A 14,429-nucleotide genomic window follows, 5' to 3' on the forward strand; every position below is an offset into this window, starting at 1 on the left:
TCCCGATTCCAGAATCCATGCCGCACAGGCTATTCATGGGGCGCGTTTTTGCAATCGAATATCGCGCCCCGGATGGATCAATCAGTCGTCGCTGCCCATTGCCTCATAGGCATCGCGCTCGCCGGCAATGATGGCGCGTTTGCCGACATGGTTGGCAGGACCGACAATGCCTTCCTGCTCCATGCGCTCCACCAGCGAGGCGGCGCGGTTGTAGCCGACGGACAGGCGGCGCTGGATGTAGGAAGTCGAGCACTTCTTGTCGCGCATGACGACTTTTACGGCCTTTTCGTAGAGATCGTCGCTGTCGTCGTCACCCATCGACGTCTTGTCGAAAACAGCCGTTTCCTCTTCCGCCTCTTCGTCGGCTTCGTCGGCATCTTCCGTGACGGTGCCGAGATATTCCGGACGCCCTTGAGTCTTCAGATGTGCCACGACCTTTTCCACTTCCTCATCCGAAACGAACGGGCCGTGGACACGGGCGATACGGCCGCCGCCCATCATGTGCAGCATGTCGCCCTGGCCGAGCAGGTGCTCCGCACCCTGTTCGCCGAGAATGGTGCGGCTGTCGATCTTCGACGTCACCTGGAAGGAGATGCGGGTCGGGAAGTTGGCCTTGATGGTGCCGGTGATGACATCGACGGACGGGCGCTGGGTGGCCATGATGAGATGGATGCCGGCGGCGCGTGCCATCTGCGCCAGGCGCTGGATCGCCCCTTCGATCTCCTTGCCCGCGACCATCATCAGGTCGGCCATCTCATCGACGATGACGACGATGTAGGGCATGGCGGTGAGGTCCATTTCCTCCTGCTCGTAGACAGCCTCGCCGGTGGCGCGGTCAAAACCTGTCTGCACGTTGCAGAACACGGTCTCGCCCTTGGCACGGGCGGCAGCCGCCCTTGCATTGTAACCGTCGATATTGCGCACGCCCAGACGCGACATCTTGCGATAGCGGTCTTCCATTTCGCGCACGGCCCATTTCAGCGCCATGACCGCCTTTTTCGGATCGGTGACGACAGGGGTCAGCAGGTGCGGAATACCGTCATAGACCGAAAGCTCGAGCATCTTGGGATCGACCATGATCAGGCGGCATTCCTCCGGCTTCAGCCGGTAGAGCAGCGACAGGATCATGGTGTTTATGGCGACCGACTTGCCCGAACCGGTGGTGCCGGCAACGAGCAGATGCGGCATCTTCGCCAGTTCTGCAATCACCGGCTCGCCACCGATGGTCTTGCCAAGGCAAAGCGCGAGCTTCTGGCGGGTTTCGCTGTAGTCAGTCGCTTCGATCAACTCACGCAGGTAAACCGTCTCGCGCACCGGGTTGGGCAGTTCGATACCGATGACATTGCGACCGGGCACGACGGCGACACGCGCCGAGAGCGCCGACATCGAGCGGGCGATATCGTCGGACAGGCCGATAACACGCGAGGACTTCACACCGGGTGCGGGCTCGAACTCGTAAAGCGTCACGACGGGGCCGGGACGGACATCGATGATCTCGCCCTTGATGCCAAAATCCTCCAGCACGCTTTCAAGAAGCCCGGCGCTTTGTTCCAGCGCCTCCGGGGTCATTGTCGTGGTCTGCTGGACGCGAGCCTGCTGCAGAAGATCGATGGAGGGGTACTCATATTCGCCGTCGGCAAAGACCGGCGCTTCCCGGAACATTGGCTGCGAAGCCTGAATGGGCGCGCGGGGCGTAAAACGCGGCTCGGCCACAATTCTTTCCACCGGCTGAGCCTGCTCCACAGCCTTTTGCGGCTCGACGACCGCCGCCGCTTCCACGACCGGCTGCGGTGCGATCTCCGGTTCGGCAATCTCAACCGCGGCCGGGACCACGGACTGACGTACGCCGATCTCGCGATAGAGCCGGATGGCGGAACCGCCGGGGACTCTCACAATGGGGGCTCGGCCGAAAGCCGGATGGGGGCGGTTGCGGGCGATGCGGAGGTGACGACGGGCGCTGCAGCCACCGGCGCTGTCAGCACAGGATTTACCCGTACCTGACCTGCGAGCACGGCGCGCGCGGATGCGGAAACGCCCTCGCCGGCATCATCACGCAGATCGAGCGTCATGACTTCCCAGAAAAGCTCGTCCGGCAGATGGGCGGCAAAAGCAGGAATGGAAGTCCGCGGCACGGCGACCTGCCCGGCATCGGCAAGCGACGCTTCGGGCAGCGGCTGAGCGAGTGAAGGCATCGCCGGCACCGGCGTTGCACGGATCACGGCCGCATCTGCCTGAGGCGGCGTCAGGGCCGCAGCGGCAGCCTCTTCCGCCTGCTTGCGGGCAAGCTCAAGCCGCAATTTGTAGGTCAGCGCTCTCGCACCCCGTGCGTCGGGCGGCTGCGGCAGAAACGGCATGCGCGGCGGCGGGAGGCGTCGTTCCGGCGACTTCACCACCGGTTGCTGCACAATCTCCTGCTGCACGGCGGTCTCCGGCTGTTCGACCGTTTCAGGCTCGACAGATTCGGAAAGGGCAGCAGCGGCGATTTCTTCTTCAGGAATATGCGGCGTCTCGACCGGCATGCGCCGGCTAAAGGCGCTCTCGGGCGTACGGGTAAAACGGACATTCGGGCCAAGCACGAAAGCATTCTGCCAGCCCGGCATCTCAGCCCGACCCTCGATGGCGTCTGCGGCACTGACATCGGCATTCGGACGGTGGGCAACACCCGCCTTCATTGCCGCTGCCTGCTGACCGGCAACCTGGCTGCCGGCATCACGAGCCTTGTCGCTCCCCTCCCCTACGCTATTGGACGGATTCTGGAATCTTGATCGGGAGAAGCTCATGGCAGCGTGCACACTCATCATAAACGTACATATTTCGATCCTTTTGAAATAGAAAATAAAGGTTAATTACCCCTTTCCAAATGGGGCGGCGGAGGCAGATTTTCACCTCCTCCACAGGCGAAGCACGGCACATGGCGCTTGGGGAACGGTATCCCAAGCCTTTAATTTCATTGCGCTAAATCAGATTTTTGGGCAACGCCAGCCTGCAATCGAGACGGCGGGAGAAAAGGGGCTCGTCACTCTGAGGCATATTGTTTCCGCAAACGCGCACGCAACGTAAAATCATTGCTGTAAAGCCAACGAATTAACGTGGACACTGCCGAGGTTGCAGTCTTAAGATCGGGCAGGCCGCGGCCCTGCGGAAAGGCCCGCCCCGCCCTCATTCCGGAGTGAATTCATGTCGCCTGTCCACCTGTCCCGCCGCTCGCTTCTCAAGACCTCGCTCGCTCTTGCCGCAACTACGGGACTTGCCGGCATTGCCGCAGCACAGCAGACGGCACCGGGTGGACGGCTGATCGTCGCGGCCGATTCCGAGCCCAAGAACCTCAACCCGGCCATAGTCGCCTCCAACGGCGTGTTTTACATCTCAAGCAAGATCGTCGAGCCACTTGCGGAAGCCTCCTTCAGCGGCAAGGACGGGCTGGAGCCCCGCCTTGCGACTGAATGGCAGGGATCGGATGATGGCCTGAGCGCCACCTTCAAGCTGCGCGAGGGCGTGACCTGGCATGACGGCAAGCCCTTCACTTCGGCGGACGTGGCCTTTTCGGCACTGTCGGTGTGGAAGCCGCTGCAAAATCTCGGCCGGCTGGTCTTCGCCAATCTTGAAAAGGTGGAGACGCCTGATGACCACACGGCCGTCTTCCGTTTCTCCAAGCCCACCCCATTCCAGCTCATCCGCAATGCGCTGCCGGTCGTTACCAGCGTCGTGCCGAAACATCTTTATGAAGGCACCGATATCGCCACCAACCCGGCCAATGCAAAACCGGTCGGCACCGGGCCTTTCGTTTTTGCGGAATACAAGCCCGGCGAATATTATCGCCTGACCCGCAACCCGAACTATTGGGGCAAGGGTGAGCCGCAGCTTGAGGAAATCATCTATCGCGTCCTGCCCGACCGGGCGGGTGCCGCGTCTGCACTGGAAGCGGAAGAAATCCAGCTCGCCGCCTTTTCCGCCGTGCCGCTTGCCGATCTTGCCCGCATCGCCAAGGTTCCGGGCATCAAAGTGATTGCCGATGGCTACGAGGCGTTGACCTATCAGCTGGTGGTTGAAATCAACCATCGCCGCAAGGAGCTGGCCGATCTCAAGGTGAGAAAGGCCATCGCCCATGCCATCGACCGGAAATTCGTCATCGACAAGGTCTTCCTCGGTTATGCCACGGCATCCACCGGCCCGGTGCCGAAGAATGCACCGGAATTTTACACCGACGATGTCGAGACCTATGACTTCGACACCGCCAAGGCAAACGCCCTGCTGGACGAGGCGGGTTATGCACGCGGGCCCGACGGAAAGCGTTTCTCGCTGAAGCTTCTGCCCGCGCCCTACTTCAATGAAACCAAGCAGTTCGGCTCCTATCTTCGTCAGGCGTTGCAGGAAATCGGCATCGATGCCGAACTGGTCAATAATGACTCCGCCGCGCACCAGAAAGCCGTCTACACCGATCACGCCTTCGATCTCGCCGTTGCGCCGCCGGTCTTCCGTGGCGATCCGGCAATCTCGACCACCATTCTGGTCCGCTCCGGCATCCCCGCCGGCGTCGGTTTCTCCAATCAGGGCGGCTACGAGAACAAGGCGCTGGACGAATTGATCGACAAGGCGGCAGTGACGGTGGATGCGGCGGCCCGAACGGCGCTTTACAAGGATTTCCAGAAACAGGTCGTCGCCGATCTGCCGCTGATCAATGTCGCCGAATGGGGTTTCATCACGGTGGCGCGCGATAAGGTCAAAAATGTCGCCAGCAATCCGCGCTGGGCCGTTTCCAACTGGGCCGACACGGCGGTCGACACCTGAGGGAGCGCCGTGAGACGCGCGGCAACATTGCTGCGGAGAAGAGCGGTCAGCGCCATTCCGGTGCTGCTGATCGTTCTCATCTTCACCTTCATTCTGCTTGAAAACGCATCGGGTGACGCGGTCGACGCCTATCTCGTCTCCATCGGCGGCGGCGATGCCGGGCTGCGGGATGCGTTGCGCGAGCAATATGGGCTGAATGGTTCGGTGCTGGCCCGTTTCTGGCTCTATGCCAGTTCGGTAATGCAGCTGGATTTCGGCTGGTCGCTTGCCTTCGACCGGCCGGTGCTGGGGCTGATCCTCGAGCGTCTGCCGAACACGCTGCTGCTGATGGGCAGCGCCACCGCGCTTGCTTTCATCACCGGCACAGCGCTCGGCATCGTAGCGGGCGCGCGTCCGGGCGGTTTGACGGACCGTGTGCTGTCGGCCCTGTCACTGGCGCTTTACGCCACACCCGGCTTCTGGCTCGGCCTCGTGCTCGCCATCGTCTTTGCCGTGCAACTGAGGTGGCTGCCGACGTCAGGCATCGAAACCATCGCCTCTGGAAAACAGGGCCTGGCAAGGGCGCTCGACATTGCGCGCCATCTCGTCCTGCCGGTCGCCAGTCTCGGGCTGATCTATCTGGCGCTTTTCCTGCGCGTCATGCGCACGGCCATGGCGGCGGTCTGGCCACTGGATTTCGTGTTGTTCGCCAAGGCCAAGGGGCTTTCGAGACGCCGCATCGTCCTGCGCCATGTCGCCCGCAACGCCGCCCTGCCGCTTGTCACCGTGCTTGGCCTGCAAGCAGCCACCATGCTGGGCGGCAGCGTCGTGATCGAAAGCGTCTTCGCCATTCCCGGCTTTGGCCGGCTGGCGCAGGAAGCCGTCAGCGGCCGCGACACGCCGCTGTTGATGGGCATCATCCTGACGAGCGCCGTCTTCGTCATCCTCGTCAATCTTGCCGTCGATATTCTCTATTCCGTTCTCGATCCGCGCATCGGCAGCGGGGAGCAACAGGCATGAGTTTCGCTTCCCGGCTCCTGCACAGTTTCGAGGGCGTAACGGGCGTCATTCTCCTGACGCTGCTTGCCGTGACGGCGATTGCCGCGCCCCTCCTGTTTCCCGGCGATCCGCTCTCGATCATCGGCGAGCCGCTCATAGCGCCCTTCACAGACGCCGCCTCCCCCCTCGGCACCGACCGGCTGGGCCGGGATGTGCTGGCTGAACTTGCCCACGGAGCACAGGCATCCCTGCTCGTCGGCATCGGCGCTGCCGCGGCCGCCCTCATGATCGGCACCGTCATCGGCACCATTGCGGGGTTTGCGGGTGGGCTTATCGATGAAGCCCTGATGCGCGTTACCGATGCCTTCCAGATCGTGCCGAATTTCCTTCTGGCGCTCGCTTTCGTCAGCACCATCGGCCCCTCCATGCCCATCGTCATCCTTGCGATTGCGCTTGGCGCCTGGGCGGATCCGGCACGGCTGATGCGCGCGCAGGTTTTAAGCATCCGCGAGCGGGATTATGTGCAGTCCGCCCGCGCCATCGGCATGCATCCGCTGGAGATTGCCTTTCGGCAGATCCTGCCCAATGCCCTGCCGCCGGTTCTGGCGCTTGCCGCCATCATCGTCGCCGCCGCCATTCTCACCGAAGCGGCGCTGTCCTTCCTCGGTCTCGGCGATCCGAATATCGTCACCTGGGGCTCGATGATCGCCGAAGGACGCAACGTCCTGCGCTCGGCGGCGTTTCTCTCCGTCATCCCCGGCATCGGCCTTCTGGTGACCGTCATCGGCGTCTATCTTCTGGCGGAAGGCATCAACAAAGCGATGGCGACACGGAAGGACGCGCCATGAGCGGCAATGCACTCTGCCGGATCGACGATCTCAGCGTCCGCTATGCGGCGGGCGATGCACCGGCACTGCAAGATGTTTCGCTGACGATCCGGCAGGGACAGAGGCTGGCGATCATCGGCGAAAGCGGCTCGGGCAAATCGACGCTCGCCAGGGCCATTGCCGGGCTTCTGCCCGTGAACGCTAGGGTTTCCGGCGATATTTCCTGGAGCCGCGACAGCGGTATTTTCACCGACAGGCCCATGCCGGGGCGTGATATCGGCACCATTTTTCAGGATACCGGCGCAACGCTGAACCCGGTTCTCACCATCGGCGAACAGGTGGCCGAAGGGGCGGTGCGGCACCTCTGCCTTTCATGGCGCCAGGCACGGGATCTTGCCCGCGACCTTCTGGAGCGTGTGCGGTTGCCGCATCCCTCCCATCTTCTGACCGCCTATCCGCATCAGCTTTCCGGCGGGCAGAGACAGCGCGTGGCAATTGCCGCCGCCATTGCCGCGCATCCCGCAATCCTGATCGCCGACGAGGCGACGAGCGCGCTCGACACGGTAAGCCAGGCCGCCATCGCCGCGCTGCTGGATACGCTTGTGCGTGAAGAAGAAAGAACGCTGGTTTTCATCACCCATGATATCGGCCTTGCCTCCAGCCTTGCCGACGAGATCGCGGTTCTGCGCGCAGGTCGTCTGGTGGAACACGGCACGACCCGGCGGGTGTTATCCGCGCCTGCGCATGACTATACGCGCGCGCTGCTCTCCGACTATCTCGACCTCTCCACACCGCCTCTTATCAATGAGGCACTGCCATGAATGAGGTTCTCCTCAGCGTCGAAGACCTCTCGAAAACCTACCGGACCGGCGGACGCACGGTGGAAGCGCTTTCCGATATCTCCTTTTCACTTCAGCCCGGCGAGACGCTGGGGCTTGCCGGCCCCTCCGGCTGCGGGAAATCGACGCTGGCGCGCATCCTGATGCGGTTGATCCCCGCCGACGAAGGCACCGTCAATTTTGAAAACCGTGACTGGCTGACGCTCGATGGCAGCAAATTGCGCGCCGCCCGGCGACAGATGCAGATGGTGTTTCAGGATACGCATGGCGCGTTCAATCCGCGCGCCAGCGTCGAGGACGCCATAGGCGAGCCGCTGCGTATCCACCGCATCGTCGGCAGACGGGAGCGACCGGCGGAAATCCGCCGCCTTCTTGACCGTGTCGGCCTACCCGCCAGCCATGCCGGCCGCTCCGTTTTCGAGCTTTCCGGCGGCCAGAGGCAGCGCGTGGCAATTGCACGGGCGATTGCGCTCAAGCCATCGCTTCTCATTCTGGACGAAGCGGTTTCGGCACTGGATGTCTCCGTCCGCCGGCAAATTCTTGAGCTGCTGGTCGAAATACAGCGCGAGACGGCCGTTGCCTGCATCTTCGTTTCCCACGATCTTTCTGTCATCCGCGCCGTCTGCCATCGCGTCGCCATCATGGAGGCAGGACGGATCGTTGAGATAGGCAGGACCGCAAACATCGTTTCCGCACCGCAATCCTCGACTGCCCGAACCCTGATCGAGGCTGCGCCGCGGCTCACCATCACCACCCAAGGATAAGACGATATGCCCGCCCCGGATTATGCATTGCTTCTCGACCCTCCCGCCTTTCCCGCAGACCGTTACGCCGTCCTTGCCGACCGGCTGGCAGCCCTGATGGGCACAAGGAACGATGTGCTTCTGATACAGGCGGAAGCGGTGTTGGCACTCGAGGCCACCGCCGCCAGCCTCGCGCGGCCGGGTCTGAGGGCGCTCAATATCGTCACCAGCCCCTATGGCGCGTGGTTCGGCGGCTGGCTGGAACGAGGCGGAGCGACGGTCCGCAACCTCACCGCCAGCCCCGCCAAACCGATCTCTCTTCAGGAGGTCGAGCGGGCGCTGGACGATGGAACCGGCTTTAATCTTCTCGCCATCGTCCATGCGGAATCGGCGAGCGGCATTCTCAATCCCCTGCCCGCCATTGCAGCACTCGCCAAAGACAGGGGCATCGTCACCGTGGTCGATGCCGTCGCTTCCATCGGCGGCCATGCCTTCGAGGCGGACCGGCTGGACATTGATATTGCAGTCATCGGTCCGCAAAAGGCGCTGGCGGGTCCAGCCGGGGTGTCGGCCATCTCGGTCAGCCCAAAGGCGTGGGAGCTTCTGTCCCATGGCGCAGCGCCGGAAAACTCCATGCTCTCGCTTCTCGACCAGAAAAAACTCTGGCTTGATACCGGCCGCGGCGCGCTTCCCGGAACGCCGGCCCCACTGGAATTTTTCGCCCTTGAGGCGGCACTCGACCGGATCGAGGCGGAAGGTCTTGCCTCCGCCAACGAACGCCACAAACGGGCCGCGGCCGCCGCGCGCGCCGGCATCAATGCACTCGGCATACCGACATGGGTTGAGGAGACACACGCTTCCGCTTTGGTTTCCACGGCAATATTGCCAGACGCCATCGAAGCCGGGGCATTTCTCTCAGCCGTCTCCACGGAACAGGGCGCCGATATTTCCGGCGGTGTGGGCCCAGGCGCGGAACGACTGATAAGGCTTAATCACACCGGCCGGCGCGCAAATCCGGAGGCGGTGAAAGCCAATATCGCTGCCGTTTCAAGCGCCCTGAGAAGCCTCGGCCATAGAGCGGACACTGATTCCGCGCTGGAAGCGGCGGAAAAAAGCTATTTTGCAGCCTTCGGGGACGGTCTGTAATCGCACAGATAAACGATCATTGCGCTAAATCCGGCACCGGCGGAACGCCGATCACGTCATTGTTGTTAAAAATGGTAGACAAATTCCCCGGCCAATCTTGACGAAATCGTGGCAACGCGCGAAACTTAACGCTACGTTAACTCGCGTGAAGAAGGGAAACGGCCATGGTAGCAGGGTTCAACATGCTCTCCTTTGACCTCTTTGGCATCGGCCGAAGGATGCCCGTCGTTAATGAGCGGGTGGAGACCGATTTTCAGGACAAGACTCCGCGCAGACCGGATGACGAACAGCACAATGACGACCGCGACCAGGAATATGAACTGTTCTTCTGGTCGCTTTATCCGGTGATTTGAGCGTCGAACGGCGGCCGACAGGGCATCAACCTTGTCAAGGGCCGCCGGTTCATTCAATGATTGGCGGATGCGCCGGTCCGAAAATGACAAAAACTCTGCAAACAGAGACCTGAAACTGCTGCGCCGCCTTCTGCGCGCACGAGATCACATGGACGCCGCACCCCATGAGGCTTGGCCTGTTTCACGTCTTGCGCGCGTCAGTGGCGCCTCGCAGGCTCATTTCGCAAGATCGTTTCGCGATGCTTTCGGCATACCCCCTCACCGCTATCTTTTGACCCGCCGGGTAGAGCGTGCCGTTGCGCTGTTGCGCGACACGGACCTTCCGATCATCGAAATCGCCTTGCAGACCGGCTGGAACAGCATCGGTACGTTCGGCCGCGTTTTCCGTGACGTGACCGGGGAAAATCCCAGTGAATTGCGGCGGAGGATGCGGGCTTTGCCGGCAGATCTTGAGCAGGTTCCGCATTGTTTCGTCAGCGCCGCACATCGCCCCCACCTCACAATCGCAGTTTCGGAGAAGCGCCGACAGACGGAAAGCGGTAGGTACGACGGGCCAAAGGGAGATAGCTCATGAAAAATGGTGTTCAAGTCGTCGGGCTTTACGTTCATAATCAGGACGAAGCGCTGCAATTTTATGTCGAGAAAATCGGATTTCGGGTGCACACGGACGCACGCAACGGCGATTATCGTTGGCTGACCGTGCAGCACCCGGACCAGCCGGATTTTCAACTGGGCCTGTTTCAGCCGCAGACGCCGACCGTTGACGAGGCGACGGCGCAAAATCTGAACGAAGCCGTGGCCAAAGGTGCGATGCCACCGCTGGTTCTGGTGGTCGAGGATTGTCAGACAGCCTTTGACGCCATGAACAAACGCGGCGTTGAATTCACCCAGGAACCGATCGCCCGCTACGGCTCGGTGGATGCGAGCTTCCGCGATCCTTCCGGCAATGGCTGGAAGCTGGTTCAGGCGCGTTGAGACGCGCCCATGTGCCACATTCCATCCTGGATGATTTTTCGCGGAGGCGAGTTTGATCTTGAAACACTGGATACGACAGGGCCATCGCTGGCTGGGGATTCTGCTGACCGTCACCATTCTGGCGAATTTTGGCTCAATGGCATTCGGTCCCACGCCGCTGGTGATCGTTTATGCGCCGCTGCTTCCGCTGACGTTGCTCATCTTCAGCGGGCTTTACATGTTCTTCCAGCCCTATCTGGGAAATCAGCTGAGCCAACCGAAGGACTAATCGTACCTCGATTCCGGTAGTTCTGAATTCCGGGCGCTCAATCGAAGATAAAAAATGTCAGCCCCGGATGAAACCCGGGGCTGATGTAAAAAAGAGGTCGGCCAAAGCAACCTTACCGTTAGTGGTTGTCGCGCGGCAGGCCCTTGGTCTGGGCGATGCGCTGATATTTGACGGCCGGTTCCAGAACCGCGCCGGTTTCCATCTGGCTGACGATGCCGCGCTGGATTTCCTGCCAGGGCGTCTGGTGGTCGGGGAACTTGTAACCGCCCTCGGCCGACAGCGCCTCGTAACGCTTTGCCAGTTCCTCACCGGAAATCAGAATATCGGCCTTGCCGCGACCCACGTCGATGCGGACGTGGTCGCCCGTCTGCAGGATGGCGAGACCGCCGCCTGCCGCCGCTTCCGGGGAAGCGTTGAGGATGGACGGGCTGCCCGAAGTGCCGGACTGACGGCCATCGCCGATGCAGGGCAGCGAGTTGACACCTTCCTTAAGGAGATAATCCGGTGCACGCATGTTCACCACTTCCGCCGCACCCGGATAACCGATCGGACCGGCACCGCGCATGAACAGGATGGTGTTGGCGTCGATCTTCAGCGACGGATCGTCGATGCGGTGGTGGTAATCCTCCGGACCGTCAAACACCACGGCACGGCCTTCGAAGGCTTCCGGATCATTCGGGTTGGAGAGGTAACGGTTGCGGAATTCTTCCGAGATCACGCTCGTCTTCATGATGGCGGAGGAGAACAGGTTGCCGCGCAGAACGCGGAAACCGGCGCGCTCCTTGAGCGGCTGCTCATAGGGACGGATAACCTTCTCATCCTCGATGATGGCGCCACGGCAATTGTCACCGATGGTCTTGCCGTTCACGGTCATGGCGTCTTCCATGATGAGCCCCTGGGTCATCAGCTGGTTGACGACAGCCGGAACGCCGCCGGCGTGGTAATAGTCTTCGCCGAGATATTCGCCGGCCGGCTGCAGGTTGACGAGCAAAGGCACGTCTTCACCATAGGTCTGCCAGTCATCGACCGTCAGCTCGACGCCGACATGGCGGGCAAGGCCGTTGAGGTGGATCGGCGCATTGGTGGAGCCGCCGATGGCCGAATTGACGCGGATGGCGTTGATGAAGGCGTCCTTGGTCATGATATCGGAAGGCTTCAGGTCTTCCTTGACCATTTCAACGATGCGCAGGCCGGTGAGGTAGGAAACTTCCTGACGGTCACGGTAAGGAGCCGGGATGGCGGCGGAGCCGGGAAGCTGCATGCCCAGCGCTTCGGCAAGCGAGTTCATGGTCGTCGCCGTGCCCATGGTGTTGCAATAGCCGGTCGAGGGGGCCGACGAAGCCACGAGCTTGACGAAGCCCTGATAATCGATCTCGCCCTTGGCCAGCAGTTCGCGCGCCTTCCAGACGATGGTGCCGGAGCCGGTGCGTTCGCCACGGAACCAGCCGTTCAGCATGGGGCCGACGGAAAGGGCGATGGCCGGAATATTGACGGTGGCCGCCGCCATAAGACAGGCAGGCGTGGTCTTGTCACAGCCGATGGTCAGAACGACGCCATCGAGCGGATAGCCGTAAAGCACTTCCACGAGGCCGAGATATGCGAGGTTGCGGTCGAGACCGGCGGTCGGGCGCTTGCCGGTTTCCTGGATCGGATGCACCGGAAATTCAATCGCGATGCCGCCGGCTTCGCGAATGCCTTCACGCAGGCGGTTGGCGAGTTCCAGATGGTGACGGTTGCAGGGCGAAAGGTCCGAACCGGTCTGCGCAATGCCGATGATCGGGCGATCGGACTGAAGCTCGGCCTGGCTGAGACCGAAGTTCATGTAACGCTCGAGATAAAGCGCGGTCATGTCCGCATTGGCGGGGTTGTCGAACCACGCGCGCGAACGAAGCTTGCTTCCCGTGCCTTGGGTTGCGGGCAGATTGTCGGATTTAGTCATGATGCGGGTCTCCAGCCGGAAGTGGCCAACGGTAAAATATTACGAAATGCGACAAGCTTATGTTGTGCGCAAGGAAAATGGAATCAGCTTCTGGGGATCACGCATAACCGACAGAGCAGGTCCAGACGAGTGGATTTGGGCTGTTCTTCAACCATAGCCGAATATTTTTCGGTGTTTACGACCATGCCGGCGCTGCTCAACGGCCTCTTCCTCCCTGCTTTACCGGATTACAGCCGACCCATGGCCCAGCATTCCGTCACAAGCTGACTTTCTATTTATATTACTATTTGATGCCACAGTGACCTGTCAAGCTGGATCGCGGTGCGTCGGGGGCGCATTTTCGAGCATGAATCAGTGAGAAAATAGACTCACAACCCGTTGATTCATCGTATTTTATGACAAAATACCGACAAAACCGACATGACGCTAATTACGAAACTGCTAAAAAACCCCTTTTCAAGAGTATTACTATATGCTCATACTGCCGCGTCACGCTGACATCATCTCTGGGAGGATAAGATGAGAAAAGCTCTTGCGGCATTCACTGTCGCCGTCTCCGCATGCCTTGCATCCAGTGTTTCCGCGCAATCGCTCACCGTTGGCTTCTCGCAGATCGGCTCTGAATCCGGATGGCGTGCGGCTGAGACAACCGTCACCAAACAGCAGGCCGAAAAGCGCGGTGTCACGCTGAAATTCGCCGACGCCCAGCAAAAGCAGGAAAACCAGATCAAGGCCGTTCGCGGCTTCATCGCGCAGGGCGTCGATGCGATCCTGATTGCGCCCGTCGTCGCAACCGGCTGGGACGCCGTTTTGAAGGAAGCCAAGGAAGAAAAAATCCCCGTCATCCTGCTCGATCGCCAGATCGAAGCGCCGGACGATCTTTATCTGACCGCCGTCACTTCCGATCAGGTGCATGAAGGCAAGGTTGCCGGTGACTGGCTGGTCAAGGATGTCGGCTCCAAGGACTGCAAGGTCGTCGAATTGCAGGGCACGACAGGCTCTTCGCCCGCCATTAACCGCAAGAAGGGCTTCGAGGATGCCATTGCATCCCATGCCAACATCAAGATCGTGCGCTCGCAGACGGGTGACTTCACCCGCACCAAGGGCAAGGAAGTGATGGAAAGCTTCATCAAGGCCGAAGGCGGCGGCAAGGATATCTGTGCTGTCTATGCCCATAATGACGACATGGCCGTCGGTGCCATCCAGGCGATAAAGGAAGCCGGCCTGAAGCCCGGAACCGACATCAAGATCGTCTCCATCGACGCGGTGCCTGACATTTTCAAGGCCATGGCGGATGGCGAGGCCAATGCGACGGTGGAACTGACGCCGGATATGGCCGGCCCCGCCTTCGACGCGCTTGAAGCCTACCTGAAAGACAAAAAGGAGCCGGCGAAGTGGATTCAGACCGAATCCAAGCTCTACACGGCATCCGACGACCCGATGAAGGTCTACGAGGCGAAGAAGGGCCTGGGGTACTGAGCCATGTCTTCGGAGGAACGGCGCGTCGTTCGCGCCGGTCTCTGGCATGTTGTAAAGGGCGCAAAGCCCTACCACGTCATCCTCGCCCTTGAGG

Annotated in this window: 12 protein-coding genes and 1 pseudogene; 11 read left to right on the forward strand and 2 right to left on the reverse strand. The window is 61.1% G+C overall.

What is annotated here, in order from left to right:
- Window positions 1–81 precede the first annotated feature (81 nt).
- Window positions 82–2,801: pseudogene (locus G3A56_RS17760) on the reverse strand (DNA translocase FtsK).
- A 376-nt stretch (window positions 2,802–3,177) separates the two neighbouring features.
- On the opposite strand from G3A56_RS17760, the gene G3A56_RS17765 reads away from it, so the two are divergent.
- From G3A56_RS17765 to G3A56_RS17810, 10 genes are all read left to right on the forward strand, one after another.
- On the forward strand, window positions 3,178–4,788 hold the full coding sequence (locus tag G3A56_RS17765) for an ABC transporter substrate-binding protein (protein WP_082185826.1): 1,611 nt from the start codon (window positions 3,178–3,180) through the stop codon (window positions 4,786–4,788).
- A gap of 9 nt (window positions 4,789–4,797) precedes the next feature.
- Window positions 4,798–5,787, forward strand: coding sequence for an ABC transporter permease (locus G3A56_RS17770; RefSeq protein ID WP_082185825.1), 990 nt, complete (start codon window positions 4,798–4,800; stop codon window positions 5,785–5,787).
- A complete protein-coding gene (locus G3A56_RS17775; RefSeq protein ID WP_082185824.1) occupies window positions 5,784–6,614 on the forward strand; it encodes an ABC transporter permease in 831 nt (276 codons plus the stop codon). The genes G3A56_RS17770 and G3A56_RS17775 overlap by 4 nt, the downstream gene beginning before the upstream one ends.
- Window positions 6,611–7,414, forward strand: a complete 804-nt coding sequence (locus G3A56_RS17780; protein ID WP_082185823.1) for an ATP-binding cassette domain-containing protein — start codon at window positions 6,611–6,613, stop codon at window positions 7,412–7,414. The genes G3A56_RS17775 and G3A56_RS17780 overlap by 4 nt, the downstream gene beginning before the upstream one ends.
- Window positions 7,411–8,196 (forward strand): ABC transporter ATP-binding protein, encoded by a 786-nt coding sequence (locus G3A56_RS17785; RefSeq protein ID WP_082185822.1) that lies wholly within the window; start codon window positions 7,411–7,413, stop codon window positions 8,194–8,196. Before G3A56_RS17780 ends, G3A56_RS17785 begins: the two co-directional genes overlap by 4 nt.
- 6 nt (window positions 8,197–8,202) lie before the next feature.
- Window positions 8,203–9,321 carry a pyridoxal-phosphate-dependent aminotransferase family protein gene (locus G3A56_RS17790; RefSeq protein ID WP_082185821.1) on the forward strand — a complete coding sequence of 373 codons (1,119 nt, stop codon included), beginning with the start codon at window positions 8,203–8,205 and terminating at the stop codon, window positions 9,319–9,321.
- Between the two features lie 164 nt (window positions 9,322–9,485).
- Complete coding sequence (locus G3A56_RS17795) at window positions 9,486–9,674, forward strand: hypothetical protein (RefSeq protein ID WP_035243619.1); 189 nt, start codon at window positions 9,486–9,488, stop codon at window positions 9,672–9,674.
- Window positions 9,675–9,741: 67 nt separating this feature from the next.
- Entirely contained in the window at window positions 9,742–10,248 is a 507-nt protein-coding gene (locus G3A56_RS17800) for a helix-turn-helix domain-containing protein (RefSeq protein WP_082185820.1), read from the forward strand.
- A complete protein-coding gene (locus G3A56_RS17805) occupies window positions 10,245–10,649 on the forward strand; it encodes a VOC family protein (RefSeq protein ID WP_082185819.1) in 405 nt (134 codons plus the stop codon). Before G3A56_RS17800 ends, G3A56_RS17805 begins: the two co-directional genes overlap by 4 nt.
- A gap of 58 nt (window positions 10,650–10,707) precedes the next feature.
- The gene (locus G3A56_RS17810) at window positions 10,708–10,917 is read left to right on the forward strand and encodes a hypothetical protein (RefSeq protein ID WP_175414392.1); all 210 of its coding nucleotides are present in this window, start codon (window positions 10,708–10,710) and stop codon (window positions 10,915–10,917) included.
- A 118-nt stretch (window positions 10,918–11,035) separates the two neighbouring features.
- Here G3A56_RS17810 and G3A56_RS17815 read toward each other — a convergent pair whose 3' ends face one another.
- Window positions 11,036–12,856 (reverse strand): IlvD/Edd family dehydratase, encoded by a 1,821-nt coding sequence (locus G3A56_RS17815; protein ID WP_082185817.1) that lies wholly within the window; start codon window positions 12,854–12,856, stop codon window positions 11,036–11,038.
- A gap of 519 nt (window positions 12,857–13,375) precedes the next feature.
- On the opposite strand from G3A56_RS17815, the gene ytfQ reads away from it, so the two are divergent.
- Window positions 13,376–14,335: a galactofuranose ABC transporter, galactofuranose-binding protein YtfQ gene (ytfQ, locus tag G3A56_RS17820; protein ID WP_082185816.1), complete on the forward strand. Its 960-nt coding sequence runs from the start codon at window positions 13,376–13,378 to the stop codon at window positions 14,333–14,335.
- Window positions 14,336–14,429: the final 94 nt, after the last annotated feature.

Source organism: Rhizobium oryzihabitans (assembly GCF_010669145.1).
Taxonomy (GTDB): Bacteria; Pseudomonadota; Alphaproteobacteria; order Rhizobiales; family Rhizobiaceae; genus Agrobacterium; species Agrobacterium oryzihabitans.

Bases quoted from the DNA above. Each gene is read 5' to 3' on its own strand.
- G3A56_RS17765 (WP_082185826.1), top strand. From the start codon at position 3,178: ATGTCGCCTGTCCACCTGTCCCGCCGCTCGCTTCTCAAGACCTCGCTC.
- G3A56_RS17775 (WP_082185824.1), top strand. From the start codon at position 5,784: ATGAGTTTCGCTTCCCGGCTCCTGCACAGTTTCGAGGGCGTAACGGGC.
- G3A56_RS17780 (WP_082185823.1), top strand. From the start codon at position 6,611: ATGAGCGGCAATGCACTCTGCCGGATCGACGATCTCAGCGTCCGCTAT.
- G3A56_RS17785 (WP_082185822.1), top strand. From the start codon at position 7,411: ATGAATGAGGTTCTCCTCAGCGTCGAAGACCTCTCGAAAACCTACCGG.
- G3A56_RS17790 (WP_082185821.1), top strand. From the start codon at position 8,203: ATGCCCGCCCCGGATTATGCATTGCTTCTCGACCCTCCCGCCTTTCCC.
- G3A56_RS17795 (WP_035243619.1), top strand. From the start codon at position 9,486: ATGGTAGCAGGGTTCAACATGCTCTCCTTTGACCTCTTTGGCATCGGC.
- G3A56_RS17800 (WP_082185820.1), top strand. From the start codon at position 9,742: ATGCGCCGGTCCGAAAATGACAAAAACTCTGCAAACAGAGACCTGAAA.
- G3A56_RS17805 (WP_082185819.1), top strand. From the start codon at position 10,245: ATGAAAAATGGTGTTCAAGTCGTCGGGCTTTACGTTCATAATCAGGAC.
- G3A56_RS17815 (WP_082185817.1), bottom strand. From the start codon at position 12,856: ATGACTAAATCCGACAATCTGCCCGCAACCCAAGGCACGGGAAGCAAG.
- ytfQ (WP_082185816.1), top strand. From the start codon at position 13,376: ATGAGAAAAGCTCTTGCGGCATTCACTGTCGCCGTCTCCGCATGCCTT.